At 32.2% G+C, this 26419-nt stretch carries 23 protein-coding genes; 7 read left to right on the plus strand and 16 right to left on the minus strand.

The annotated features are described in order from the left end of the window. The first annotated feature begins 29 nt into the window (after positions 1 to 29). Positions 30 to 611, plus strand: a complete 582-nt coding sequence (gene leuD, locus ABDX67_RS00640) for a 3-isopropylmalate dehydratase small subunit (protein ID WP_347172747.1) — start codon at positions 30 to 32, stop codon at positions 609 to 611. Between the two features lie 138 nt (positions 612 to 749). Then, positions 750 to 1871, plus strand: coding sequence for a 3-isopropylmalate dehydrogenase (leuB, locus tag ABDX67_RS00645; protein ID WP_347172748.1), 1122 nt, complete (start codon positions 750 to 752; stop codon positions 1869 to 1871). Between the two features lie 65 nt (positions 1872 to 1936). Here the strand turns inward: leuB and ABDX67_RS00650 are convergent, their stop codons facing one another. The 7 genes from ABDX67_RS00650 to ABDX67_RS00680 all read right to left on the minus strand — a co-directional run bounded on the left by ABDX67_RS00650 (position 1937) and on the right by ABDX67_RS00680 (position 11463). Then, on the minus strand, positions 1937 to 3535 hold the full coding sequence (locus ABDX67_RS00650) for an NADP-dependent glyceraldehyde-3-phosphate dehydrogenase (protein ID WP_347172749.1): 1599 nt from the start codon (positions 3533 to 3535) through the stop codon (positions 1937 to 1939). A 28-nt stretch (positions 3536 to 3563) separates the two neighbouring features. Continuing rightward, entirely contained in the window at positions 3564 to 4829 is a 1266-nt protein-coding gene (gene ilvA / locus ABDX67_RS00655) for a threonine ammonia-lyase IlvA (protein WP_347172751.1), read from the minus strand. 90 nt (positions 4830 to 4919) lie between these two features. After that, positions 4920 to 6386, minus strand: coding sequence for a ketol-acid reductoisomerase (gene ilvC / locus ABDX67_RS00660; protein ID WP_347172752.1), 1467 nt, complete (start codon positions 6384 to 6386; stop codon positions 4920 to 4922). Between the two features lie 106 nt (positions 6387 to 6492). Further along, on the minus strand, positions 6493 to 7017 hold the full coding sequence (gene ilvN, locus ABDX67_RS00665) for an acetolactate synthase small subunit (RefSeq protein ID WP_347172753.1): 525 nt from the start codon (positions 7015 to 7017) through the stop codon (positions 6493 to 6495). A 130-nt stretch (positions 7018 to 7147) separates the two neighbouring features. Then, positions 7148 to 8881, minus strand: a complete 1734-nt coding sequence (ilvB, locus tag ABDX67_RS00670; protein WP_347172754.1) for a biosynthetic-type acetolactate synthase large subunit — start codon at positions 8879 to 8881, stop codon at positions 7148 to 7150. A gap of 10 nt (positions 8882 to 8891) precedes the next feature. After that, positions 8892 to 10574 carry a dihydroxy-acid dehydratase gene (gene ilvD, locus ABDX67_RS00675; RefSeq protein WP_347172755.1) on the minus strand — a complete coding sequence of 561 codons (1683 nt, stop codon included), beginning with the start codon at positions 10572 to 10574 and terminating at the stop codon, positions 8892 to 8894. Positions 10575 to 11124: 550 nt separating this feature from the next. Next, positions 11125 to 11463 (minus strand): single-stranded DNA-binding protein, encoded by a 339-nt coding sequence (locus ABDX67_RS00680; RefSeq protein ID WP_347172756.1) that lies wholly within the window; start codon positions 11461 to 11463, stop codon positions 11125 to 11127. A gap of 195 nt (positions 11464 to 11658) precedes the next feature. Here ABDX67_RS00680 and ABDX67_RS00685 point away from each other — a divergent pair, with 195 nt between their 5' ends. Further along, positions 11659 to 12009 carry a hypothetical protein gene (locus ABDX67_RS00685; RefSeq protein WP_347172757.1) on the plus strand — a complete coding sequence of 117 codons (351 nt, stop codon included), beginning with the start codon at positions 11659 to 11661 and terminating at the stop codon, positions 12007 to 12009. A gap of 70 nt (positions 12010 to 12079) precedes the next feature. Further along, on the plus strand, positions 12080 to 14389 hold the full coding sequence (locus ABDX67_RS00690; protein ID WP_347172759.1) for a M20/M25/M40 family metallo-hydrolase: 2310 nt from the start codon (positions 12080 to 12082) through the stop codon (positions 14387 to 14389). A gap of 1 nt (position 14390) precedes the next feature. Here ABDX67_RS00690 and pyk read toward each other — a convergent pair whose 3' ends face one another. The 5 genes from pyk to ABDX67_RS00715 form a co-directional block, all read right to left on the minus strand. After that, positions 14391 to 15818 carry a pyruvate kinase gene (gene pyk, locus ABDX67_RS00695; protein WP_347172760.1) on the minus strand — a complete coding sequence of 476 codons (1428 nt, stop codon included), beginning with the start codon at positions 15816 to 15818 and terminating at the stop codon, positions 14391 to 14393. A gap of 3 nt (positions 15819 to 15821) precedes the next feature. Further along, positions 15822 to 16292 carry an IPExxxVDY family protein gene (locus tag ABDX67_RS00700; protein WP_347172762.1) on the minus strand — a complete coding sequence of 157 codons (471 nt, stop codon included), beginning with the start codon at positions 16290 to 16292 and terminating at the stop codon, positions 15822 to 15824. Between the two features lie 107 nt (positions 16293 to 16399). Next, a complete protein-coding gene (gene rnc, locus ABDX67_RS00705; protein ID WP_347172764.1) occupies positions 16400 to 17137 on the minus strand; it encodes a ribonuclease III in 738 nt (245 codons plus the stop codon). Between the two features lie 6 nt (positions 17138 to 17143). After that, positions 17144 to 18394, minus strand: a complete 1251-nt coding sequence (fabF, locus tag ABDX67_RS00710) for a beta-ketoacyl-ACP synthase II (protein ID WP_347172765.1) — start codon at positions 18392 to 18394, stop codon at positions 17144 to 17146. Between the two features lie 7 nt (positions 18395 to 18401). Next, entirely contained in the window at positions 18402 to 18638 is a 237-nt protein-coding gene (locus ABDX67_RS00715) for an acyl carrier protein (protein ID WP_068702406.1), read from the minus strand. Positions 18639 to 18815: 177 nt separating this feature from the next. On the opposite strand from ABDX67_RS00715, the gene purN reads away from it, so the two are divergent. Next, entirely contained in the window at positions 18816 to 19379 is a 564-nt protein-coding gene (purN, locus tag ABDX67_RS00720; RefSeq protein ID WP_347172768.1) for a phosphoribosylglycinamide formyltransferase, read from the plus strand. Further along, complete coding sequence (locus ABDX67_RS00725; RefSeq protein WP_347172769.1) at positions 19380 to 20021, plus strand: ribonuclease H1 domain-containing protein; 642 nt, start codon at positions 19380 to 19382, stop codon at positions 20019 to 20021. A gap of 58 nt (positions 20022 to 20079) precedes the next feature. Here ABDX67_RS00725 and ABDX67_RS00730 read toward each other — a convergent pair whose 3' ends face one another. After that, positions 20080 to 21291: an aminotransferase class V-fold PLP-dependent enzyme gene (locus tag ABDX67_RS00730; protein WP_347172771.1), complete on the minus strand. Its 1212-nt coding sequence runs from the start codon at positions 21289 to 21291 to the stop codon at positions 20080 to 20082. Positions 21292 to 21395: 104 nt separating this feature from the next. Between ABDX67_RS00730 and ABDX67_RS00735 the strand changes: the two genes are divergently transcribed. Further along, positions 21396 to 22715, plus strand: a complete 1320-nt coding sequence (locus ABDX67_RS00735; RefSeq protein ID WP_347172773.1) for a serine hydrolase domain-containing protein — start codon at positions 21396 to 21398, stop codon at positions 22713 to 22715. 53 nt (positions 22716 to 22768) lie between these two features. On the opposite strand, the gene sufD is transcribed toward ABDX67_RS00735, so the two are convergent. The 3 genes from sufD to sufB all read right to left on the minus strand — a co-directional run bounded on the left by sufD (position 22769) and on the right by sufB (position 26417). Further along, entirely contained in the window at positions 22769 to 24082 is a 1314-nt protein-coding gene (sufD, locus tag ABDX67_RS00740) for a Fe-S cluster assembly protein SufD (RefSeq protein WP_347172775.1), read from the minus strand. 56 nt (positions 24083 to 24138) lie between these two features. After that, complete coding sequence (gene sufC / locus ABDX67_RS00745) at positions 24139 to 24888, minus strand: Fe-S cluster assembly ATPase SufC (RefSeq protein ID WP_347172776.1); 750 nt, start codon at positions 24886 to 24888, stop codon at positions 24139 to 24141. A gap of 83 nt (positions 24889 to 24971) precedes the next feature. Then, positions 24972 to 26417 carry a Fe-S cluster assembly protein SufB gene (gene sufB, locus ABDX67_RS00750; RefSeq protein WP_347172777.1) on the minus strand — a complete coding sequence of 482 codons (1446 nt, stop codon included), beginning with the start codon at positions 26415 to 26417 and terminating at the stop codon, positions 24972 to 24974. Positions 26418 to 26419 lie beyond the last annotated feature (2 nt).

A 26419-nucleotide genomic window follows, 5' to 3' on the forward strand; every position in this document is an offset into this window, starting at 1 on the left:
AAAAAGATACTCGCTTTCGCGAGCATAAAATGGAAAAATTTACACAATTAACATCAAGAGCAATTCCGTTAGCCACAGAAAATATTGACACCGATCAAATAATTCCTGCTCGTTTTTTAAAAGCTACAGACAAGTTAGGTTTTGGTGAAAATGTTTTTAAAGATTGGCGTTTTCATAAAGACGGAAGTATCAATGAAGAGTTTCCGTTAAATGACACAACATTCAGTGGAAGTATTTTAGTTGCAGGAAATAACTTTGGTTGTGGCTCTAGTAGAGAACACGCAGCTTGGGCTTTGGTTGGTTATGGTTTTAAAGTAATTGTTAGTAGTTTTTTTGCTGATATTTTTAAAGGAAACGCACTAAATAACGGATTATTACCGGTTCAAGTTTCAGAAGATTTTTTAAAGAAACTGATGGTTCATTTACAGAAAAATCCCACATCAGAAGTAACTGTTGATTTAGAAAATCAGCTTTTAAAATCAGCCATGGGAACTGCTGCTTTTGAAATTGATGCCTACAAAAAAACATGCATGTTAAATGGATATGATGATATTGATTATTTAATCAGCAAAAAAGATAAAATAACCGCATTTGAAAATCAAATGTTATAAAGCAGTTCCGATTGCGTTAGCGATTGAAGTGGCATCCTTTTAATGTCAGTTCGAGTTCGCAAAGCGAGTATCGAGAACAAATTAAAAGATAGAACGAAAAGCGCGACCCTTGTGGGAACGCCCAAAATATAAGAAACAATGAAATATACAATTGCAGTAATTCCTGGAGACGGAATTGGACCAGAAGTAACCGCGCAAGCAAAAAAAGCATTGAATGCAATTGCCGATGTTTACAATCACACTTTTATTTACAAAGAAGCACAAATGGGTGCGTGTGCAATTGATGCAACTGGAAATCCGTTGCCAGATGAAACACTTACAATTTGTAAGAAGTCTGATGCCATTTTATTTGGCGCCATTGGTCATCCGAAGTATGATAATGATCCGTCTGCAACCATAAGACCAGAACAAGGATTGTTGAAATTGCGTAAAGAATTGGGTTTGTTTTGCAATGTTAGACCTGTAAAAGCATACGAACAATTAATTGTAAATTCGCCCTTAAAAAAAGAAATCATAAGCGGTACAGATATTTCTATTTATAGAGAATTGACAGGCGGAATTTATTTCGGAATTAAAGAAATAAGTGATGATGGGCAAGTAGCTTTTGATGGTTGCTCCTATTCAGTTGAAGAGATAGAACGCATTGCGCATTTGGCTTTTAAAGAAGCGCAAAATAGACGTAAAAAACTAACCTTGGTTGATAAAGCAAATGTATTAGAAACTTCAAGATTATGGAGAAAAACGGTTACAGCAATGGCGAATCAATATCCAGATGTAGCGTTAGATTTTTTATTTGTTGACAATGCAGCGATGCAATTAATTTTAAATCCGAAACAATTTGATGTGATTTTAACAGAAAATTTATTTGGAGATATACTTTCTGATGAGGCTAGTGTTATTGGAGGATCAATCGGGTTATTAGCTTCTGCATCCGTAGGAAAAAAGAATGCATTGTTTGAACCAATTCACGGTTCGTTTCCGCAAGCAGCCGGAAAAGATATTGCAAATCCGTTAGCTTCTATTTTATCTGCTGCCATGTTGTTAAAACATTTAGGCTTGTTTAAAGAAGCTGATGCAATAGAAAGAGCTGTAGAAAAATCGTTGGTTTTAGGGATTACAACAGAAGATATTAAAGGAAAAAATTCGTTTTCTGCATCAACATCTAAAGTTGGCGATTTTATTGCAGATTATATTGAAAATCAAAATGATAGCAACCTTAATTTTACAAATATCCATATGGGACAAAGTACTATTATCTAAAACAAAATTTTATATTAATTTGATCTAAAAGAGCATTTTCTTTAAAAAGGAAAATGCTCTTTTTTTTATTTTTCCCTTAAAAAATTTGAAGTATTATTTTCTAATAAATCAGATAAAATGATATCATTTGCTTTGGTATCTCTAAAAGCAACCAAAGTTCTGATTGAAAAAGTTCGCAATGCATCGTACACACTTAAGGTGCTTACGGCAGAATCTTTTCGTCCAACAAAAGGCAACACATCTGGTCCACGTTGGCATTTGGTGTTGATATTTACTCTACAAACCTGATTAACCAACGAGTCTATTAAAGGCGCTAATGTATTAGGATTGTTGCTAAATAAACTTACTTGTTGTCCGTAATTTGAGTTTGAAATATAGTCTAAAGGTTCTTGAATATTTTTAAATGACAAAATCGGAACTACAGGTCCAAATTGCTCTTCATGATACACTTTCATCGTTTCATTTACTGGATATAAAACTGCTGGATTCACAAAACTCAATATGGTTTCTCCTCCATCTTTATTCAGAATTTTTGCTCCTTTTGACAGTGCATCTTCAATTAATTCTTGAATGTATGCAGGTTTGTTTGGTTCTGGTAACGGAGTAATATTTACGTTTTCTTCCCAAGGTAAACCTCCTTTTAATTTTTGTACTTCTTCAACAAATTTTTGATTAAATGCTGCTACAATATCTTCGTGTACAAATAATATTTTTAAGGCCGTACAACGCTGTCCGTTAAAAGCCAACGAGCCTAAAATACATTCTTTTACCGCCAAATCTAAATCGCAATCTGGTAAAACAATTCCAGCATTTTTAGCTTCTAATCCCAACACCAAACGCAATCTGTTTTTCTTTGGATGATATTCTTGTAAAATATTTGCAGATTTACTATTGCCAATTAACGCCAAAACATCTACTTTTCCTGATTTTAAAATCGGAGTTGCCAAAGCTCTTCCGCTTCCGTAAATGATGTTTACAACCCCTTTTGGAAAACAAGTTTGAAACGCTTTTAATAATGGAGATAATAATAAAATTCCGTGTTTTGCCGGTTTATAAATGGTGGTATTTCCCATAATTAACGCCGGAATCAACAAGCAAAAAGTTTCGTTTAACGGATAATTATATGGACTTAAACACAACACAACACCTAACGGAGCTCTACGTACTTGTGCTATAATTCCGCTATGATTTTTAATTTCAGAATGCTTTTGATCCATTTCTCGTAAGGTAGAAATAGTATCATTTATATATTCAATAGTTCTATCAAATTCTGCACATGATTCTTCATACGGTTTTCCAATTTCCCACATTAACCAGTTCACAACATCATCTCTGGTTTCCAACATCATTTTAGCAAAATTTTCAATACAAGAAATGCGTTCTTCGACTTTCATTGTTGGCCATTCTCCTCTTCCTTTATCATATGCATTACACGCAGATTCTAAAGATTCTAACGCTTCTTTTTCTTGAAGATTTGGAATTGTTCCTAATAAAGTTGGTTGTAATTTTCCTTCTTTATTTTCTTGATAAATAGGAGAAAAAACCGATGTTATTGCTCCTTTCCATTCTTTTAACTCGCCATTTACCAAATACGTATTTTGATTGTATGACTTTTGAATGTTGTATTTCTTTGGAATTGTACTATTTGTAAAAATGTTTTTCAATGAAATAATTGATTAAATTTTATGCAAGTTATATCAAATATTGAAATAAATCGGGTTTATCGTTTAAATAATCTCCATAGAAATTCTTGTTTTTCATTCTTTGAATTAACGGTTTTAAGTCGTTTTTGTCTTTAATTTCTATTCCAACAATTGCAGGCCCATTCTCACGATTGTGCTTTTTAGAATATTCAAAATGTGTAATATCATCTTCTGGTCCTAAAATATCTGCAACAAATTCTTTTAAAGCTCCAGCTCTTTGCGGAAAACGAATGATAAAATAATGTTTTAATCCTTCATACAATAAAGCTCTTTCTTTAATTTCTGCTGTTCTAGTGATGTCGTTATTAGATCCACTTATCACACAAACTACATTTTTACCTTTAATTTCATCAGTAAAAGTATCTAATGCAGCAATTGTTAATGCTCCTGCTGGCTCAACTACAATTGCATCTTTATTGTACAAATCTAAGATGGTTTGACACACTTTTCCTTCATCAACTGTAATCATTGCATCTAAATTTTCTTTACAAATTTCAAAAGTCAAGTCGCCAACTTGCTGCACTGCTGCACCATCAACAAATTTATCAATGGATTTTAGACTTACATTCTTGTTTTTCTCAAAAGCTGTTTTCATTGACGGAGCACCCAAAGGCTCAACGCCTATAATTTTAGTTTTCGGAGACAACATTTTAAAAACTGATGACAATCCAGAAGCTAAACCTCCACCGCCAACTGGCACAAAAACATAATCTATTGGTGCATTTGTTTGTTCTAAAATTTCTAATCCAACTGTAGCTTGCCCTTCAATAATTTTTGGATCATTAAACGGATGTACAAAAGTTTTCCTTTGTATTTCACACGCCAATGCTGCTTCTTTTTGAGCGTCATCAAAAGTATCTCCAACTAATTTTACAGTTACATATTTTCCTCCAAACATGGCTACTTGTTCTAGTTTTTGTTTTGGTGTTGGAGTTGGCATAAAAATAGTTCCATGGATTTTTAATTTATGACACGCAAAGGCAACACCTTGCGCATGATTACCAGCACTGGCACATACAATTCCGTTTTCCAATTCTTTTGCTGATAAAGAACTAATTTTATTGTATGCGCCACGAATTTTATACGAACGTACTTGCTGTAAATCTTCTCTTTTCAATAGAATATTTGCAGCAAATTTTCTAGAATAATTAATGTTTTGAGACAAAGGAGTTACCGTAACTACATCTTTTAATGTAGTTACAGCACTTTTAATATCTTCTAAATTTGGGTAATATGTTATTGTTTGTACGTTCATTTTTTGTTTTCATCTATAATATTGAGTGTGACATCGAGTGAATTTAATTTTTTGAAATAAAAATCAAACTCACTCGAAATGACAACTGATTTAAAGTTGTATCATCGCTGTCATTGAGGCTCTTAAAACGGCTCCAACTTTTTCTACTTCGTGTTCTCTAATCACTTTATTTACGGCAATTAATTCTTGATTATCTACATCATTTCCTAAGCTAAACTTTTTGCCAATCACATCGGTTTTTACCGTTTTCATAAAGTCAGTTAACAACGGTTTACACGCGTGATCAAACAAATAACAGCCATATTCTGCGGTATCAGAAATTACACGATTCATTTCGTACAATTTTTTACGAGCAATGGTATTGGCTATTAACGGAGTTTCATGCAACGATTCGTAATACGCAGATTCTGCAATAATTCCAGATTCGGTCATGGTTTCAAAAGCCAATTCAACTCCAGCTCTTACAAAAGCGACTAATAAAGTTCCATGATCAAAATATTCTTGTTCTGGGATTTCTTGTTTTGTAGCAGTTGTTTTTTCAAATGCTGTTTCTCCAGTTGCCGCTCTCCAGTTTAATAAATTTTTATCATCATTTGCCCAATCTTCCATCATAGTTTTAGAAAAATGACCAGACATAATATCATCCATGTGTTTATGGAATAACGGACGCATAATGTCTTTTAATTCTTCAGAAATTTTAAAAGCTTTTATTTTTGCTGGATTCGATAAACGATCCATCATGTTGGTAATTCCGCCATGTTTCAAAGCTTCGGTAATCGTTTCCCAGCCATACTGAATCAATTTTGCAGCATAACTTGGTTCAATTCCTTCTTCTACCATTTTATCAAAAGACAAAATTGCTCCGGTTTGCAACACGCCGCATAAAATGGTTTGTTCTCCCATTAAATCCGATTTTACTTCTGCCACAAAAGATGATTGTAATACACCTGCTTTATGTCCGCCAGTTGCAACAGCATAGGCTTTTGCCTGTTCCAATCCTTTTCCTTCAGGATCATTTTCTGGATGCACTGCAATCAATGTTGGTACACCAAATCCTCTTTTATATTCTTCTCTAACTTCCGAACCTGGACACTTTGGCGCAACCATAATCACGGTTAAATCTTTACGAATTTGCATGCCTTCTTCAACAATATTAAATCCGTGAGAATATGATAAGGTTGCTCCTTTTTTCATCAAAGGCATCACAGCGTTTACCACATTTGTATGCTGTTTATCTGGCGTTAAATTCAATACCAAATCTGCTGTTGGCACCAACTCTTCGTAAGTTCCCACTGTAAATCCGTTTTCAGTTGCGTTTAAAAAAGAGGGTCTTTTTTCTGCAATTGCTTGTGGTCTTAACGTATAAGAAATATCCAATCCAGAATCTCTCATATTTAATCCTTGGTTTAATCCTTGAGCACCACAACCAATAATTACAATTTTTTTTCCTTTTAATGCCGATACGCCATCTTCAAATTCTGAAGATTCCATAAATCTACATTTTCCTAATTCTGTTAATTGATCTCTTAATGATAACGTGTTAAAATAATTTGTCATTTTTGTTTTATTAAATAAATGTCCTCGACCTAAGAGTATTGGACATTAAATTGGTAATTTTTTAATTTTGATGCAAAACACATCCAATCAGACTATTGCTCTGCGATTAAAATGCGGCTAGCATTTCTGAAATATTCATGGGTTCTTTGCTTACTGATATTCTTCCCGATCGTACAAATTGCATTAATTTATAAGGCTTTAAATCTTGGTATAATTGTTCTGTTTCCTCACGACTCCCTGTTTTTTCGATCACAAAAAAATCTTTAGAAACCGTTACAATATTTGCATGATTTTCTTTGATAATATTTTGTATTTGAGAAGTTTCTAACAATGAATCTAAAGCCACTTTATACAGTGCTGTTTCTTGATAAATGGTTTCTTCATCGGTATGTGCAAAGGCTTTTATGACTTCTATTTGCTTCTCTAATTGTTTTACAATTTTTTCTGCTTGATTTGCTGTCATTGTTGATACAATAACAAATCTATTTACATTTTCAATTTCTGATTGAGACGTTGTTAAACTTTCAATATTGAAATGTCTTTTCGAAAATATTGATGAAACTCTGTTCAATAAACCGATATTATTTTCTGTATATACCGAGATGGTAAACGATTGCATTTCTGTGTTCATGTTTTTATTTTTATTGAAGAAAAAGAGAAAAGAGATGACTTTTCTTCAAATCCTAAATTTTTAATTTTATTCTGATGTCTTTTCTTCTGTCTCTCTTTTCTCTATTCTTGTTTCTATTTTCATTTATAATTTAACTCAATCTAATGTCTGAAACCGATGCTCCAGTCGGAATCATAGGAAACACATTGTTTTCTTTTTCTACACAAACTTCTAAAAAATACGAATCTTTAGAAGCGATCATTTCTTTAATTGCTGATGTTAAATTTTCTCTTTTTGTAACTCTTTGAGCGTCGATATGATATCCTTTTGCGATAGCCACAAAATCTGGATTTGTCATTTCTGTAGATGCGTATCTTTTATCAAAAAATAATTGTTGCCATTGACGAACCATCCCTAAAAACTCGTTGTTTAAAACCACAATTTTTACCGCTGCTTTGGTTTGAAAAATGGTTCCCAATTCTTGAATGGTCATTTGATAACCGCCATCGCCAATTATGGCAATTACTTCTCTTTCTGGTGCACCCATTTTAGCTCCAATTGCTGCTGGCAATGCAAATCCCATCGTTCCTAATCCGCCAGAAGTAATATTGCTTTTTGTTTGATTAAATTCTGCATATCTACACGCAAACATTTGATGCTGACCAACATCAGAAACAATAACAGCGTTCCCTTTTGTTATTTGGTTGATTTCTTTCAACACTTCGCCCATTGTAATGCCTTCTTTCGTTGGATACAATTCATCTTTAATTACTTTATCAAACTCAATGGCATCATAATCTCTAAATTCTTTCAGCCAAGACTCATGCGATTTTTCTTCTACCAAAGGCAGTATTTTTGATAATGTTTCTTTTGAATTCCCTAAAACAGCAACATCCGTTTTTACATTTTTATCAATCTCTGCAGGATCAATATCAAAATGAATCACTTTTGCTTGTTTTGCATATCTCGATAAATCTCCAGTTACACGATCGTCAAATCGCATTCCGATGGCAATCAACACATCACACTCATTTGTTAATTTATTGGGGCCATAATTTCCGTGCATTCCAACCATTCCAACATGTAATGGATGTTTAGATGCCAAGGCAGACAAGCCTAAAATTGTGCAAGCAGACGGAATTCCTGTTTTCTCAATCAATGCTTTAAATTCAGCTTCAGCTTTTCCTAAAATTACGCCTTGACCAAAAACAATCATGGGTTTTTTTGCAGTATTAATCAATGCTGCCGCAGCTAACAACTGACTTTTATCTACATCTGGAACCGCTTTATAACTTCGAATGGATGTGCATTTTTTATATTCAAAATCAAACGTATCAAACTGAGCGTTTTTTGTAATATCAATTAAAACGGGTCCTGGTCTTCCAGAACAAGCAATGTAAAATGCCTTTGCTAACACTTCAGGAATTTCTGCAGCTTCTGTAATTTGATAGTTCCATTTTGTAACCGGAGTAGAAATTCCGACAATGTCTGTTTCTTGAAAAGCATCAGAACCTAATAAATGTTTTCCTACTTGACCAGTAATACAAACCATCGGTGTAGAATCTATTTGTGCATCGGCGATACCTGTTACCAAATTTGTTGCTCCAGGCCCAGAAGTTGCCATTGCAACACCAACTTTTCCTGTAACTCTTGCAAAACCTTGTGCGGCATGCGTTGCGCCTTGTTCATGTCGTACTAAAACGTGTTGCAATTTATCTTGATATTTATACAACTCATCATAAATTGGCATAATTGCTCCGCCCGGATATCCATAAATTAAATCAACTCCTTCTGCTAATAAGCATTGTATTACTGCTTCTGCTCCAGAAATATGTTGCGTTTTTTGGTGCTTTGTTTTCGTTTCGGTTTGTGTGTGTGTTTCCATAACTCTATTTTTAAAATGCATCTGTTACACATCCTTTTGATGCTGATGCTACTGTTTTTGCATATTTGTATAAGACTCCTTTGGTGTGTTTTAAAGCTGGACTTTTCCAATTTGCTTTTCTTTTAGCTAGTTCTTCCTCAGAAAGCAACACATTTATTGAATTGTCTTCTGCGCTAATTTTTATGATATCGCCAGTTTTTAACAAGCCAATGACTCCTCCTGATTGTGCTTCTGGCGTAATATGACCAACCACAAATCCGTGTGTTCCTCCAGAAAATCGTCCGTCAGTTATTAAAGCAACCGATTTTCCTAAACCAGCTCCCATAATTAGCGACGTTGGTTTTAACATTTCTGGCATTCCTGGTCCGCCTTGTGGCCCAACATATCGAATGACAACCACATCTCCTTTTTCAACTTCTCCGTTAGAAATCCCTGTATTTGCCTCTTGTTCTCCGTCATATACCACCGCTTTTCCTTCAAAAAGCAATCCTTCATTTCCACTGATTTTTGCTACAGCTCCTTCGGATGCTAGATTTCCATATAAAATTTGAAGATTTCCTGAAGATTTTAACGGGTTCTCTTTCGGATGAATTACATCTTGCTCATCATCAAAAGAAAGCGGCTCAACATTGGCTAAATTTTCTGCTAAAGTTTTTCCAGTAACTGTTAAACAATCGCCATATAAATAACCATTATCTAATAAATATTTCATCACGGCTGGAGTTCCGCCAACACCATGAACATCTTCCATTAAGTATTTTCCGCTTGGTTTTAAATCAGCAATTAACGGAGTTCTATCACTTACGCGCTGAAAATCTTCCAAAGAAAAATCGATATCCGCAGCATGAGCAATCGCTAAAAAGTGTAACACCGCATTTGTTGATCCGCCCAAAGCATTTACAATCGCTATGGCATTTTCTATTGATTTTTTAGAAATAATATCCAAGGGTTTTAAATCTAATTCCAATAAATTTTTAATTGCCAAAGCAGTTCGTTCACTTTCTGATAATTTATTAGGATTTTCTGCTGGAATTGATGAATTGTACGGCAAAGAAAATCCCATGGCTTCAATGGCAGAAGCCATGGTATTTGCAGTGTACATTCCACCACAAGCTCCAGCACCAGGAATAGCTCTTTTAATTATTTCTCGGTATTCTTTTTCGTCAATTTCCCCAGCTACTTTTTGTCCGAGTGCTTCAAAAGCTGAAACAATATTTAGTTTTTTTCCTTTGTAATTTCCTGAAGCAATTGTTCCGCCATACATCATAATTGATGGACGGTTTAATCGCAACATTGCAATAACTGCTCCTGGCATATTTTTATCGCAACCAACTACAGAAACTAATGCATCATAACTTTGAGCATTCATGACTGTTTCAATAGAATCTGCAATAATATCTCTAGAAACTAAGGAGTAATTCATTCCTGAAGTTCCCATCGAAATTCCATCAGAAACACCAATCGTATTGAATCCTAATCCGACTAAACCATTGATATTGCATTCAACTTTCACCTCTGCTGCCAAATTATTTAAGTGCATATTACACGGATTACCATCGTAACCAGTACTGGCAATTCCTACTTGTGCTTTTTGCATATCTTCATCAGTCAAACCTACTGCATACAACATGGCTTGTGATGCTGGTTGTGATTCGTCTTGCGTTAATCTGCTACTGTGTTTATTGAGTTTCATTACTATTTTTCAATTTTTTAAAGAGTTCGAAATTAGGTGTTTGTACTATTTTGTTGATGCTGTTTTTTTTTAATTTGCTTATATTCATTTTAATAAAAAATACTATAAATTGCTGATTTACTTATTTTTACATTAATGTTTTTATGACTTCTAATTAAAATTATTTATAAAAAAAACCTGTATCAATTGATACAGGTTTATGCTTTTTATTAACAATAACTATCTGTATCAACTCGGTGGTGAGCTAATAATGACAATAATTGTAATAATAATACTGTTGCTAAAATTCATTTTTAAATTTGTTTCATAAAAAAAGCCTTCCGAATTCGGAAGGCTTTTATAATATTTTAAAATTATAGATACACTTCCTTATCCTTGCTTTTGAATTGCAATGACAATAATAGAAATGATATTGATAATTTGTGTGTTCATTTTGATGGGACAAATATCAAAAATTATTTTAAACTGACAAGCATTTTTTTGAGAATAAATTTTATCCATAAAAAAAGAGCATCATTTTGATGCTCTTCTCTTTTCATAGCAAGTTTTTTTATTGCTTGCCACCCAACATTAACATTTCGTTACAAACAACTTCTGTGATGTATTTTTTAGTTCCATCTTTATCTTCGTAACTTCTAGACGTTAATTTCCCTTCAATAGCAACTTCACTTCCTTTTTGTAAGTATTTTTCAATGATTTCTGCTGTTTTGTTCCACGCAACAACATTATGCCATTGTGTGTCTGTTACTTTTTCGCCTTGTGCGTTTTTGTAAGTTTCATTTGTAGCAATAGACATTTTTGCTAATTTTTTACCACTTTCTAAAGTGATGATTTCTGGATTGTTTCCTAAGTTTCCAATTAACTGTACTTTGTTTCTTAACGTACTCATAAGATAAGGTTTTAAACACTTCGACTTTGCTCAGTGCAAGTTTATAATAATTTTTGTCAATTCGTTTTGACATGGCAAAGATGCGACGCCTTCCAAATTTTATTCGGTTTAAAAGCGCTTACTTTCGTATGTAAGCGTTTGTAGTCGTTTGTAAATGTTTTTTAGTATCTTTATAAACATCAAAAAAATAAAGCAATGGAAACAAAGAAATGTTTAGAATGTGGCGAAAAAATAGTGGGGAGAATAGATAAAAAATTCTGTACAGATTATTGCCGTAACTCATACAACAACAAGGTAAACACAGAAAGTAAAAACCTAATTAGAAATACCAATAATCGTTTGCGAAAAAACTTTAAAATTTTATCAGAATTAAATACAACAGGTAAAACAAAAGTGACAAGAACTAAGTTATTTGACAAAGGGTTTGATTTTCATTTTTTTACATCTATTTATAAAACCAAAACCGGAAACGTCTATTTTTATGTGTACGATCAAGGCTATTTGGCCTTAGAAAATGATTATTTTTTGTTAATTAAAAGAGAATAAAAAGCATTATCAATTTAAAAATAAAACGATTATTTAAAAATTAGTACATTTATAAAAACCAAACCATAAAATGAAAAAATTTGCTCCTATATTTTCTTTTCTAATCATAATATCTATAATTTATTGGAGTTTTGCTGACATAAAACCTTCATATTCTGAAAATAAAACAGTTTCTGAAACTGAGTTTTCTATCAACAATGCACTAAAAAATTTAAAAGAGATTTCTAAAACTGCACATTATACGGGTTCAGAAGATCATATAAAGGTTCAGAATTATATTGTAACAGAACTTAAAAAATTAGGACTACAGCCAGAAATTCAACATCAAGTTGCAATTAATAATAAATGGAGAGCGGCAACAAATAATGCCAATATTATTGCAACTATTAAAGGTAGTGAAGTAGGAAAATCATTGGTTTTGTTATCGCATTACGATTCGAATCCTCATTCTTCTTTAGGGGCAAGCGATGCTGGTTCTGGAGTTGTTACAATTATAGAAAGTGTAAGAGCTTTTTTAGCACAAAACAAAACACCAAAAAACGATATTCATATTGTAATTACAGATGCAGAAGAAATAGGGCTTTTAGGAGCAAAAGCTTTTGTTGATGCGCATCCGTTGGCAAAAAATGTTGGTTTGGTTTTAAATTTTGAAGCTCGTGGAAGTGGCGGACCAAGTTATATGTTGATGGAAACCAACGGTAAAAACAGTAAGTTATTAACTGAGTTTCTTAAAGCAAAACCTAATTATCCCGCAGCAAATTCTTTAATGTATAGCGTGTATAAAATGCTACCAAACGATACAGATTTAACTGTTTTTAGAGAAAACGGGGATATAAATGGGTTTAATTTTGCATTTATTGGAGATCATTTTGACTACCATACAGCACAAGATTCTTACGAAAGATTAGACAGAGAAACCTTATTACATCAAGCAGATTATTTAATGACAACCTTAAATTATTTTGCTTTTTCTGATCTTTCAAATTTAAATAGTACGGCCGATCATGTGTACACAAATTTTCCGTTTACAAAATTATTGCATTATCCTTTTTCTTGGATTTTACCTTTATTAATTGGAGCAATTTTATTTCTTTTCATATTGCTTTTCTTCGGAATTGCACTAAATAAAATTACCATAAAAGGAATGTTAAAAGGATTTACTCCTTTTACAATCTCGTTGGCTACTTGTGTCGGAGTTTCTATTTTATTATGGAAAGGAATTCTGTTAATTCACCCTCAATACAATGATATTTTACACGGATTTACTTATAACGGATATGAATATATTGCTGCATTTGTATTGCTAAACTTGTGGTTATTATTTAAAATTTATCGCCCATTTTTTAAAAATAATACTGGAGCAGATTTAGTAATTGCGCCAATACTATTTTGGTTGATAATTAATGTACTTATCTTTATATATTTAAAAGGAGCGGCGTATTTTATAGTTCCTGTTTATTTTGCATTAATCACTTTAGCTGCATTTATTTTTATTGACATTAAACGATCTACAAAAATTACAATTGCTACCATTTTGGCAATTCCTATTTTATTTATGTTTGCGCCACAAGTAAAAATGTTTCCAGTTGGATTAGGATTAAAAAATCTGTTTATCAGTGGTTTATTTTTGGTGTTAATTTTTGGATTAATGATTCCGGTTTTTGCTTCTTATAAATCAAGAAAAACATTGGTTAAATTAATTGGTTTAAGTACCGTTATGTTCTTTGCTTTTGCAACCTATAATAGTGGTTTTGATGAAAATAAGAAAAAGCCAAATAGTGCCGTTTTTATTAATAATGTCGATACAAATCAATCATATTGGGCAACGTATGATTCAAAAACTGACAATTATACAAAACAATTTTTAGGAGACAACCCAACAAAAGGAAATGTAACAGGAACAACATCGAAAAGCAAGTATAATACTTCTTATAAGTTTCATAAAAAGACAGAAAATAGAGCAATAAATCCGCCATTAATATCAAAATTAACAGACACAATTATTGGAGATTTAAGAAATATAACCTTAATGATAAAACCTCAACGTGCAGTTAATAAATTAGAATTAGTAACAAACGACTCAATAGTTTTTAATGCCATTGGTGTGCAAGGTGTGTTGTTAGACAAAAAGAAAGAAAACGATACTTTTAAAATAAAAAAAGGAACCATTTTAAGTTACTTTTTAGCCGCAAAAGATTCTGTTTTAAAGGTAGATTTCGCCATCAATAAAAACAGCATTCCAAATATTAGTTTGATAGAGTCTTCGTTTGATTTACAAACCAATTCGTTGTTTAAAGTTCAACCAAGAACCAACGAAATGATGCCAATGCCATTTGTAACAAATGATGCTGTAATTACTTTACAAAAACTAAAACTGTAATCTATTTTATTTGAGAAACACGCAATGTATTTACCATTCCTTTTGCCTCAACTGGCATAGAAGTTAAGTTGACAACAAAATCGTTTGTATTTACAAATCCATTTTCTTTTGCAATTCTATTAATATCCACAACTGTATCATCTGTACTAACGTTTCTATTATAAAAGAAAGATTTAACTCCCCAAAGTAAACTCATTTTTGCTAAAATTCTTTTTTCTGATGAAAATGCTAAAATATAAGATGCTGGTCTCCAAGCAGAAATTTGAAAAGCTGTATAACCACTATTTGTTAATGTTGATATTGCTGTAGCTTCTACGTCATTTGCCATTAATGCTGCATGATGACAAACAGATTTTGTAATAAAACGTTCAGTTCTAATATGTGGTGGCGCTTGTGGCACTTTTATTAAAGGCGAATTTTCTACACTTTTAATAATTTCTGTCATTTTTTCAATTACTCTTATTGGATGTGCTCCAACCGAGGTTTCTCCAGACAACATTACTGCATCTGCTCCGTCCATAATTGAGTTGGCAACATCGTTAACTTCTGCTCTTGTTGGAACAGCATTTGTAATCATTGTTTCCATCATTTGAGTAGCAATAATTACAGGAATTCTTGCCATTTTTGCTCTTTGCACCAACATTTTTTGAATTAAAGGAACTTCTTGCATTGGTATTTCAACACCTAAATCTCCACGAGCAACCATTAAAGCGTCACAATACGGAAGTAATGCATCAATATTCTGAACAGCTTCTGGTTTTTCTATTTTAGCAATAACCGGAACTCTATAATCTGATTTTTGCTTAATTAAATCGTGTAATTTTCTTAAATCTTCTGGATTTCTAACAAATGAAAGTGCAATCCAATCTACATTCTGCTCTATTGCAAAAATGGCATCTTTCATATCTTTCTCAGTTAACGCAGGTAAAGATATTTTTGTGTTAGGTAAATTCACGCCTTTTTTAGAAGACAAAACACCACCTACTTTTACTTTTGTGGTTACTTCGTTTTTTTTATTTGTCGTTACAACTTCAAAAAGTAATTTTCCGTCATCAACCAAAATTTGTTCTCCTTTTTTAACATCTTTAGGGAAATTTTGATAGGTCATAAATGCTCTTTCAGTGGTTCCAATACATTCATCTGTAGTAAAAACAAATGTGTCGCCAGTTTTTAAAACTACATTATCATCCATTACGCCAACTCTTAATTTTGGACCTTGTAAATCTGCTAAAACGGCAACATGTATGTTTTTTTCTTCGTTAATTTCTCTAATATCTTTTATTCTCGCTTTTACATTATCGTTATCAGCATGAGAAAAATTAATTCTAAAAACATTAACCCCTTTATCAACCAATTCAGAAATTATTTCTTTGGTGTTTGTTGCAGGTCCTAATGTTGCTATTATTTTTGTTTTTTTATTGTTTGACATATTTTAAAAAATTAAAAAATCTTTCGATTTTAATGTGTTTGGATCAATTTTATATGATGTAATTATTTGGTTGATAGCATTAATTTCTTCAACTTTTTTAGCGATATAATCAGAATTAAAATCGCCTTCTAATTTTAGAAAAAAATCTACTTTTTTTTTCTCTGGGATTAAATAGGTTGTTATTTCGTTTGATGGAAATAATCCTGTAGAAATTTCTTCTAAATGATTTGTATATTGATTAGAAATTAAAAACCAAGATTGACTAAATTTTGTGTTTTCATACTCGTAAATACAGAATGTTGCATTATTGTTTTTATTTTCAAAATCTAAGCTAAATTTCGATTTCACAAAATTTATATTTAATTTTTGATTTAATAAATAAGCTAATTTATACTCTTCTAATGTAGAATGAATCCCTATTAGAGTATAATTGTTATCAGAAAAATCATTTAATTCTAACGAGTGTATCTGCAAAGCTAAACAATTTAGGGTTCTTAATATCTGTAAACTAAATAATGGCTAAATTACATATTGTTTCTGATAATGTAATTAAAAAAAGGAGAAACGAAGAAGTAAAAAAGTTAAGAATTTGTTATTTCGTCTTGTAAAGCATAATAAACTCTTTTTGATGCTTGTTCTTCTGCTTTTTTCTTAGAAGTAGACCTTCCTTTTGCTACTAAAGATCCATTAATACTAATCTTTACACTAAAATGTTTTACATTTTCGTTTCCAGAATCTTCGTAAATATCGAAGTTGTATTGTTTTTTTTGTTTCTGACACCATTCAATTATCAATCCTTTATAGCTTGTAATTTTACCTTCTAATTTCGGAATGTCAACATAATTAAGGATAACGTTTTCGTAAATAAATTTTTTGCAATAATTATAACCTCTATCAAGATAAATTGCTCCAATTAATGACTCAAAAATGTTTCCATAAATATTATCACCAACATTTTCTCTATCAAAATTACTTTTTACGTACTTTATTAAATCTAAATCTTTACCAAGTTCATTTAAATGTTCTCTACTTACAATTTTAGATCGCATTTGGGTTAAATATCCTTCTGAACCTTTAGGTACTTTTTTATACAAATAAGAGGCAATTATAGAACCTAACATGGCATCGCCTAAAAACTCTAATCTCTCATAATTAAGAGGATTGCCTTTATCGTCTTTTAATTTTAAAGATCTATGCGTAAATGCTTTTTTATAAAAGCTTAGTTTTTTTGGAGAAAAATTAAGTAGTGCTTTTAGCTCGTAGTAGAAACCCTCGTCTTCTTTTTTTGGGGGGTTTACAATTTTACGAATAAAATTCATGTAGTATTAATCAATTTTTTTAAGCGCAACACAAGCATTATGTCCTCCAAAACCAAATGTATTGCTTATAGCAATTTTAACATCTCGCTTTTGCGACTTATTAAACGTGAAGTTTAGCTTGTTATCAATTTGGTCATCATCTGTAAAATGATTAATTGTAGGAGGAACTTCGCCGTTATTGATTGCTAAAATCGAAGCGATTGCTTCAATTGCACCAGCGGCTCCTAATAAGTGACCTGTCATTGATTTTGTAGAATTGATATTGATATTATAAGCATGCTCTCCAAAAACTTCTAAAATCGCTTTAGATTCAGCTATATCTCCTAATGGAGTAGAAGTTCCGTGCATATTAATAGCATCTACATCTTCTGGATTAATTCCAGCATCTCTTAAACAATTTAACATAACATTTCTTGCTCCTAATCCTTCTGGATGTGGTGCAGTAATATGATGCGCATCAGAAGACATTCCGCCTCCAATAACCTCAGCATATATTTTTGCTCCACGAGCTTTTGCATGTTCATATTCTTCAAGAATTAGCGCTCCAGCGCCTTCTCCTAAAACAAATCCTTCTCTATCTTTATCAAACGGTCTAGATGCAGTTTCTGGACTATCATTTCTTGTTGATAGCGCATGCATTGCGTTAAATCCTCCCATTCCAGCAATTGTAACAGCAGCTTCAGAACCACCAGTAACGATAGCGTCAGCTTGCCCTAATCGGATGTAATTTAAAGAATCTATAATAGCGTTTGATGATGATGCGCAGGCAGAAACCGTTGCAAAATTTGGTCCTCTAAAACCATGTTTAATAGAAATTTGCCCAGGAGCAATATCAGCAATCATTTTAGGAATAAAGAATGGGTTAAATCTTGGTGAACCATCTCCAGTAGCAAAGTTTAATACTTCGTTTTGAAAAGTTTCTAATCCTCCAATTCCTGAACCCCAAATTACACCAATCCTATCTGGATCATGATCTACTGAGTTTAAACCAGAATCTGCAATTGCTTCATCTGATGCAACCATTGCATATTGAGAGAAACGATCCATCTTACGGGCTTCTTTTCTGTCAATAAAATCTGTTGCATTAAAGTTTTTCAATTCACATGCAAAACGAGTTTTGAACTTAGTAGCATCAAAATACGTTATAGGCGCAGCTCCGCTAACACCGTTAACTAAACCGCTCCAATATTCTTGTATATTATTACCAATTGGTGTTAATGCACCAAGTCCAGTTACAACAACTCGTTTAATTTGCATATAAATATTACTTTTTAGCTTCTTCTATATAGCTTACTGCTTGACCAACTGTACCAATGTTTTCTGCTTGGTCGTCTGGTATTTGGATATCAAATTCTTTTTCGAATTCCATAATTAATTCCACAGTATCTAAAGAATCTGCTCCTAAATCGTTTGTAAAGCTAGCTTCATTTGTTACTTCGTTATCGTCTACTCCTAATTTGTCTACGATAATAGCCTTTACTCTTGATGCAATGTCTGACATAATTTTCTAAGTTTTAAAATTTAAATCGGGGACAAAAATACGAATCTTATTATTTAATTCTACTTTTTCCACGAAAATTCTTGAATCTAAATTAAAAAAAATCTTTAAACTTTTAGCAATCTAAACAATATTGTTAATAATTATTCCTTTTTTTGTAGTGAAACTAATTAATTTAGAATGAAAAGAATTGCCATTTTTGCTTCGGGTTCTGGCTCTAATGCAGAAAATATTATCGATTATTTTACCAATAAAAAAACAGCAATTGTTAGCAAAGTTTTTTGCAATAATCCGAATGCAAAAGTTTTTGAAAGATGTAAACGATTGCAAATTGAAGCTGTTTTGTTCTCAAAAGAAGATTTTTTCAAATCTGATGTTGTTTTAAATCAACTTAAAGAGGTTGCAGACTATATTGTATTAGCTGGTTTTTTATTAAAAATTCCGTCTTCTATTATTGATGCTTTTCCAAATAAAATTATCAATATTCATCCTGCCTTATTACCAAAATATGGCGGAAAAGGAATGTACGGAATGCGCGTTCATAATGCTGTAAAAGAAAATAAAGACTCTGAAACCGGAATTACAATTCATTTTGTAAATGAAAATTATGATGAAGGAGCAATTATTTTTCAAGCAATAACAAAACTTAACGAATTTGATTCTGCAGAAGATATTGCACAAAAAATTCATGTTTTAGAATATAAACATTTTCCGAAAGTAATTGAATCGGTTATTTTACAATAAATGACAACAAAAAAGCAAAAATATTATGTGGTTTGGGCAGGTAGAAAAAAAGGTGTTTTTTCTTCTTGGGAAGATTGTAAAAAACAAATTGATGGTTTTGAAGGTGCACAATACAAAGCTTTTGCTGATAAAAAAGAAGCACAATTAGCTTACAATAAAAATTACTTTTCATATAAAGGAAAGAATACAAAAAAAGCAACATTAACTGAATCCGAAAAGAAAAAATTGGGCAAACCAATTTTAGAAAGTATTTCTGTGGATGCTGCGTGTAGTGGAAATCCTGGTAAAATGGAATATCGTGGCGTATTAACGCACAACAAACAACAAATTTTTATCAAAGGCCCGTTTGAAAAAGGAACTAATAATATAGGTGAGTTTTTAGCGCTCGTTCATGGATTAGCATTGTTAAAAAGCAAGAAAAAAGAAGATATTCCTGTGTATTCTGATTCTAAAATTGCCATGAGTTGGATTCAAAAAAAACAATGTAGAACCAATTTGGTTTTTGATGCTTCTAATAAAGATTTACTAGAATTGATAAAACGCGCAGAAAAATGGCTCAAAGAAAATTCGTTTAAAAACCCAATTTTAAAATGGGAAACCAAAGCTTGGGGAGAAATTCCTGCAGATTTTGGGAGAAAGTGAGTCAGTTATCAGTTATCAGTTATCAAAAATAAAAATTCTGCTACTTAGCAAACAGTTTCTAGCTCAACATCATCACAGCTTTTTTTACAGCTGCAATAAAAATGTCAATTTCATTTTTTGTGTTATAAAAAGAAAACGAAGCTCTCACGGTTCCAGGAATGTTATAAAAACTCATAATTGGTTGTGCACAATGATGTCCTGTTCTTACAGCAACGCCTAATTTATCTAAAATTACACCAATATCGTATGAGTGAATTCCTGCAACATTAAAAGAAATAACAGCAGTCTTTTTTGATGTTCCGTAAATTACAACTCCGTCAATTTCTTGTAGTTTTTTAGTTCCGTATTGCAGTAATTCTTCTTCGTAAGCAGCAATTTTATCAAAACCAATCGCGTTCATATAATCTAATGCAACTCCAAAGGCAATTCCGCCACAAATATTTGGTGTTCCTGCTTCAAATTTATGTGGTAAACCTGCGTAGGTAGTTTTTTCAAAAGTTACAGTTTCAATCATTTCTCCACCACCTTGATATGGCGGTAATTTTTGCAACCATTCTTCTTTTCCGTATAAAACTCCAACTCCCGTTGGTCCACAAATTTTATGAGCAGACGCAACATAAAAATCGACATCTAATTCTTGTAAATTGGGTTTTATATGCGGTGTTGCTTGGGCACCATCAATTAAAACTGCAGCACCAACTTTATGTGCTTTTTCAATAATTTCTTTTATCGGGTTGATCGTTCCCAATGCATTTGAAACATGATTACAGAAAACCATTTTTGTTTTTAACGAAATAATTTCATCAAAAGCATTTATGTCTAATGTTCCGTTTTGCAACATCGGAATCACTTTTAAAACAGCGCCTGTTTTTTCGCACAACATTTGCCAAGGCACAATATTAGAGTGATGTTCTAAGGCAGAAACTATAATTTCATCTCCTTTTTCTAACAATTCAGAAAAACCAGAGGCAACCATATTTATTCCATGCGTTGTTCCTGCTGTAAAAATGATTTCATTCGCTTTCTCAGCATTAAAATGTTTCTGAATTTTAAGTCGTGCTTCTTCGTATTTATCGGTTGCTTCTTGACTTAAAGAATGAACTCCGCGATGAATATTTGCATTGTAATTGCTATAATAGTCAACAATGGCATCAATCACCATTTTTGGCGTTTGCGACGTAGCTGCATTGTCAAAATATACCAAAGGCTTACCATTAACTTGTCTTTGTAAAATTGGGAAATCTGCTCTAATTTTTTCTACTGGAAACATCATCTTGTGTATTGAAATACAAAAATAACTTTTGTAAGTGAGACATCCATATAACAAGCGTTAAATTATTATATTTACTGCTACTATTTTATATTGTTTATCAAATGAAAATTCTAAAAAGAGGCTTGCTCTTACTTATTTCTGTTGTTTTAATACTTATTGTCTATAATTATCCGAAATTAAATATTATTGCTGGATATTCTTCAAAAAACATGAATTCATCTGTGTTTTTGGCTGGAAGAACCATGCAATTTACAGACAGTACTGACAATAATTTTTCTCCAATTAATTTAGGCTCAGATAAAGTTAATAAAGCACAAAAAACAAGCTCGGCATCCGTTTTTGGTTTGTTAACTAGAACTGCAATTTATAGGGAAGGTTTGGGGAGTGTTTTAATTACTGATGATTTTGATACTACGTTAAAGGTTGAAACTCCAAAAAGAACACAACCAGATAATACAACTCCGTTTCCGATTGGAAATGCAGATCAAAAAGATTCGATTTTATCAAATGTAAATTACATTAAGCTAACTAAAACGGTTGATAATCTTTTCACAAACAATACACAAACAAGAGCTGTTGTTGTGATTCATAAAAACCAAATTATTGCTGAGCAATACGACAAAGGTTTTACAAAAGATTCACGAATTTTAGGGTGGTCTATGACCAAAAGCATTATGAGTACTGTGTACGGAATTCTGCAAACGCAAGGAAAAATTAATGTGTTTGATAAAGCGCCAATTGCCGAATGGCAAAATGATGATAGAAAAGAAATTACCATCAATAATTTATTACAAATGAATTCTGGCTTAGCTTGGGATGAAAACTACAACGAAATTTCTGATGTTACTAAAATGTTGTTTTTAGAAAAAGACATGACGAAAATTCAAGCAGAAAAACAGTTTGTAGGAAAGCCAAATCAGACTTGGAATTATTCTTCTGGAACAAGTAATTTGTTATCAGGAATCCTTAGAAGCAAATTTAAAACGCATCAAGAATATTTAGATTATTGGTATGCCGAATTTATCGATAAAATTGGTATGAATTCTATGCTTATTGAAAATGATATGACAGGAAGTTATGTTGGTTCTTCTTACGCTTGGGCAACGCCAAGAGATTGGGCAAAGTTTGGATTACTCTATTTGAATAAAGGAAATTGGAATGGCGAACAGCTTTTCGATGCTACTTGGGTTGATTATATTACAATTCCGACTAATGGTTCTGACGGAACTTATGGCGGACATTTTTGGTTAAATGCTGAAGGACAATTTCCAGATATTCCTAAAAATATGTTTTACGCAAGCGGATATCAAGGTCAATTTGTGTTTGTTTTTCCAGATCAAGATTTGGTTGTGGTAAGAATGGGCTTAGCTCATATTGATATTAATGGATTTTTAAAAGGAGTTTTGGAGAGTATTAAATAAAAAAACCACGCAAATTGCGTGGTTTATATTTTATACAAAAACAAGTTTGTTGCTTATAAATCAAATCCTAAATTGACTCCTAATTTAGAAGCAATTAGTTTATTAATTCTAGATTTTACCTCCGGAATTTTTACACTTTCTAATACCGTATTTGCAAACGCATACATTAATAATGCTTTTCCTTCTTTTTTCGGGATTCCGCGTTGTTGCATATAAAACAGTGCATCATTATCTAACTGACCAATAGTACAACCATGAGAACACTTTACATCATCAGCAAAAATCTCTAATTGTGGTTTTGCGTTAATTGTTGCTTTATCACTTATCAACACATTATTATTTTGTTGATAAGCGTTTGTTTTTTGTGCTTCTTTTTCTACAATTACTTTTCCGTTAAAAACACCCGTAGAACGTTCGTCAAAAATTCCTTTATAATCTTGATGAGATTCACAATTTGGCTCAATATGATTTACCAACGTATGATGATCTACGTGTTGTTTTCCTTCAATAATTGTAATTCCTTTTAAAATAGAGTTAACGTGTTCTCCTTTTTGATAAAAGTTTAAATTATTTCTAGTGATATTTCCTCCAAATGAAAATGTATGCACCGAAACTTCGCTGTTTGTTTTTTGCTCAATATAAGTGTTGTCAACTAACGAAGCATTGTCTTTATCGTTCTGAATTTTATAAAAATCTACCGTTGCATTTTTTGCAGCAAAAATTTCAGTAACAACATTTGTTAACGCTGCATTTTCGGTTAAACTTTGATGGCGTTCTATAATTTGAACATGTGCATTTTCTTCAACCACAATTAAGTTTCTTGGCTGAACCATTGTTGCAACATCATTTCCTGTTGTGAAATTGATAATTTGAATTGGTTTTTCTACCTCAACATTTTTAGGAATACGGATGTATGCCCCTTCGTTTGTAAACGCTGTATTTAAAGACGTTAAATTATCTTGCTTTGCAATTTTATTAAAATATTTTTCAATAATTGCATTGTATTTAGGTTTTGGTAAAACCGCTGACATTAAGCAAATATCTTTACCTTCGTGAGTTGTGTCAGATAAAAATGAACTATATTTTCCATCAACAAAAACAATTTTATACGTGTCTATATCATGAATAAAATACTTCTTTACATCTGCAAATTCAATCGTATTTTCTTTGTTTGGAAAAATGCTGAAATCGTTCTTTAAAACTGAATTTAATGACGTGTATTTCCATTCTTCCAATTTTCTAGTTGGAAAACCTAATTTTTCAAAATTATGTAACGCTTCTGAACGAATATCATGAATTGCTGTATTCATATTGATATCATTTTCAAATGCTACATAAGATTCTATTATTTTATCTTTTAATTCCATTCTTTTCAGTTTTCAGTTTCGGTAAGCAGTTATAAAAACTGTTACTGCAAACTAATTTAAACTAATTCCTTTTTAATCCAGTCGTATCCTTTTTCTTCAAGCTCTAACGCTAAAGAAGCATCGCCAGTTTTTACGATTTTACCATCGTATAAAACATGTACAAAATCTGGAACAATGTATTCTAATAAACGTTGGTAATGTGTAATTACAATTACTGCGTTATCTTTAGATTTTAGTTTGTTTACGCCGTTTGCAACAATTCGCAATGCATCAATATCCAATCCAGAATCTGTTTCGTCTAAAATTGCCAATTTTGGCTCTAACATTGCCATTTGAAAGATTTCGTTACGTTTTTTTTCTCCTCCAGAAAAACCTTCGTTTAAAGAACGCGATAAAAACTTACGATCAATTTCTAACAATTCTGATTTCTCACGAATCATTTTTAACATGTCTTTAGCAGGCATGTCTTCTAAACCTTTTGCTTTACGAGTTTCGTTAATTGCAGTTTTGATAAAGTTGGTAACAGAAACTCCAGGAATTTCTACTGGATATTGAAACGATAAAAACACACCGTTATGTGCTCTTTCTTCAGGAGCTAATTCGCTAATATCTTCTCCATTTAATTCAATAATTCCGTTTGTAACTTCATATTCTTCTTTTCCAGCAACAATATTTGCCAAGGTGCTTTTTCCTGCTCCGTTTGGTCCCATGATTGCATGAACTTCTCCAGCTTTTACTTCAATATTCAATCCTTTTAAGATTGCTTTATTGTCTATGCTTGCGTGTAAATTGTTTATTTTTAACATTGTTTTATGCTATTGGCTTTAAGCTATAAGCTTTAAGCAGATTTTTTATAATTGATTCGTTTTCAAAGTAACTTTTTCGTTAATTATCCAACACTTCCTTCTAAACTAATTTCTAATAATTTTTGTGCTTCTACGGCAAATTCCATTGGCAACTTATTAAGTACTTCTTTACTAAATCCGTTTACAATTAATGCAATTGCTTTTTCTGTATCAATTCCTCGTTGATTACAATAAAACAATTGATCTTCTCCAATTTTACTTGTTGTTGCTTCGTGTTCTATTTGTGCTGTTTTATTTTTTGCTTCTATGTACGGAAACGTGTGTGCACCACATTCATTTCCCATCAATAAACTATCACACTGCGAAAAGTTACGTGCATTTTCTGCTCTAGAGTTTATTTGCACCAAACCTCTATAAGAGTTTTGTGATTTTCCCGCAGATATTCCTTTAGAAATAATAGTTGACTTGGTATTTTTACCTAAGTGAATCATTTTGGTTCCTGTATCAGCTTGCTGAAAATGATTGGTTACTGCAATTGAATAAAATTCTCCAACCGAATTATTTCCTTTTAAAATACAAGAAGGATATTTCCATGTTACAGCAGAACCTGTTTCTACTTGCGTCCAAGAAATTTTTGCGTTGGTTTCACAAATTCCTCTTTTGGTAACAAAATTAAAAACACCACCTTTTCCGTTTGCATCTCCTGGGAACCAGTTTTGTACAGTCGAATATTTTATTTCTGCATCATCCATTGCAATTAATTCTACAACTGCAGCGTGCAATTGGTTTTCATCTCTACTTGGCGCTGTACAACCTTCTAAATAACTTACGTAACTTCCTTTATCTGCAACAACTAAAGTTCTTTCAAATTGTCCTGTTCCACCTTCATTAATTCTAAAATAAGTTGATAATTCCATCGGACAACGAACGCCTTTTGGAATGTAACAGAAAGATCCGTCAGAAAAAACAGCAGAGTTTAATGCTGCGTAAAAGTTATCAGAAGTTGGAACAACAGTTCCTAAGTGTTTTCTCACCAATTCTGGATGTTCTTGAATTGCTTCAGAAATTGGCATAAAAATAATGCCTTTTTCGCCTAAAGTTTTCTTAAAAGTGGTAGCAACAGAAACAGAATCCATTACAATATCAACAGCAACATTTGCCAAACGTTTTTGTTCATCTAAAGAGATTCCAAGTTTTTTAAAAGTCTCTAATAAATCTGGATCAACTTCGTCTAAAGAATTTAATTTTGGTTTCTTTTTAGGTGCAGAATAATAGGCAATTTCTTGAAAGTTAGGTTTAGGATACTTTACATTTGCCCAATCTGGTTCTTCCATTTGTTGCCAAACTCTAAAAGCTTCTAAACGCCAATCGGTCATCCATTGTGGTTCGTTTTTCTTTTTAGAAATTGCACGCACAACATCTTCGTTAAGTCCTTTTGCAAACTTATCACTTTCTATATCTGTATAAAAACCATATTCGTATTCTTTGGTTTTTAGTTCTTCTCTTAAATTATCTTCTGTGTACTTCATAA

It is taken from the genome of Polaribacter uvawellassae (genome assembly GCF_039748955.1).
Taxonomy (GTDB): domain Bacteria; phylum Bacteroidota; class Bacteroidia; order Flavobacteriales; family Flavobacteriaceae; genus Polaribacter; species Polaribacter uvawellassae.

Bases quoted from the DNA above. Each gene is read 5' to 3' on its own strand.
- sufB (WP_347172777.1), bottom strand. From the start codon at position 26,417: ATGAAGTACACAGAAGATAATTTAAGAGAAGAACTAAAAACCAAAGAA.
- fabF (WP_347172765.1), bottom strand. From the start codon at position 18,394: ATGCAAATTAAACGAGTTGTTGTAACTGGACTTGGTGCATTAACACCA.
- ABDX67_RS00735 (WP_347172773.1), top strand. From the start codon at position 21,396: ATGAAAATTCTAAAAAGAGGCTTGCTCTTACTTATTTCTGTTGTTTTA.
- ilvB (WP_347172754.1), bottom strand. From the start codon at position 8,881: ATGGAAACACACACACAAACCGAAACGAAAACAAAGCACCAAAAAACG.
- rnc (WP_347172764.1), bottom strand. From the start codon at position 17,137: ATGAATTTTATTCGTAAAATTGTAAACCCCCCAAAAAAAGAAGACGAG.
- ABDX67_RS00730 (WP_347172771.1), bottom strand. From the start codon at position 21,291: ATGTTTCCAGTAGAAAAAATTAGAGCAGATTTCCCAATTTTACAAAGA.
- ilvC (WP_347172752.1), bottom strand. From the start codon at position 6,386: ATGACAAATTATTTTAACACGTTATCATTAAGAGATCAATTAACAGAA.
- ABDX67_RS00680 (WP_347172756.1), bottom strand. From the start codon at position 11,463: ATGAGTACGTTAAGAAACAAAGTACAGTTAATTGGAAACTTAGGAAAC.
- sufC (WP_347172776.1), bottom strand. From the start codon at position 24,888: ATGTTAAAAATAAACAATTTACACGCAAGCATAGACAATAAAGCAATC.
- ilvN (WP_347172753.1), bottom strand. From the start codon at position 7,017: ATGAACACAGAAATGCAATCGTTTACCATCTCGGTATATACAGAAAAT.
- ilvA (WP_347172751.1), bottom strand. From the start codon at position 4,829: ATGAACGTACAAACAATAACATATTACCCAAATTTAGAAGATATTAAA.
- ABDX67_RS00690 (WP_347172759.1), top strand. From the start codon at position 12,080: ATGAAAAAATTTGCTCCTATATTTTCTTTTCTAATCATAATATCTATA.
- purN (WP_347172768.1), top strand. From the start codon at position 18,816: ATGAAAAGAATTGCCATTTTTGCTTCGGGTTCTGGCTCTAATGCAGAA.
- leuD (WP_347172747.1), top strand. From the start codon at position 30: ATGGAAAAATTTACACAATTAACATCAAGAGCAATTCCGTTAGCCACA.
- pyk (WP_347172760.1), bottom strand. From the start codon at position 15,818: ATGTCAAACAATAAAAAAACAAAAATAATAGCAACATTAGGACCTGCA.
- leuB (WP_347172748.1), top strand. From the start codon at position 750: ATGAAATATACAATTGCAGTAATTCCTGGAGACGGAATTGGACCAGAA.
- sufD (WP_347172775.1), bottom strand. From the start codon at position 24,082: ATGGAATTAAAAGATAAAATAATAGAATCTTATGTAGCATTTGAAAAT.
- ABDX67_RS00685 (WP_347172757.1), top strand. From the start codon at position 11,659: ATGGAAACAAAGAAATGTTTAGAATGTGGCGAAAAAATAGTGGGGAGA.
- ABDX67_RS00715 (WP_068702406.1), bottom strand. From the start codon at position 18,638: ATGTCAGACATTGCATCAAGAGTAAAGGCTATTATCGTAGACAAATTA.
- ABDX67_RS00725 (WP_347172769.1), top strand. From the start codon at position 19,380: ATGACAACAAAAAAGCAAAAATATTATGTGGTTTGGGCAGGTAGAAAA.
- ilvD (WP_347172755.1), bottom strand. From the start codon at position 10,574: ATGAAACTCAATAAACACAGTAGCAGATTAACGCAAGACGAATCACAA.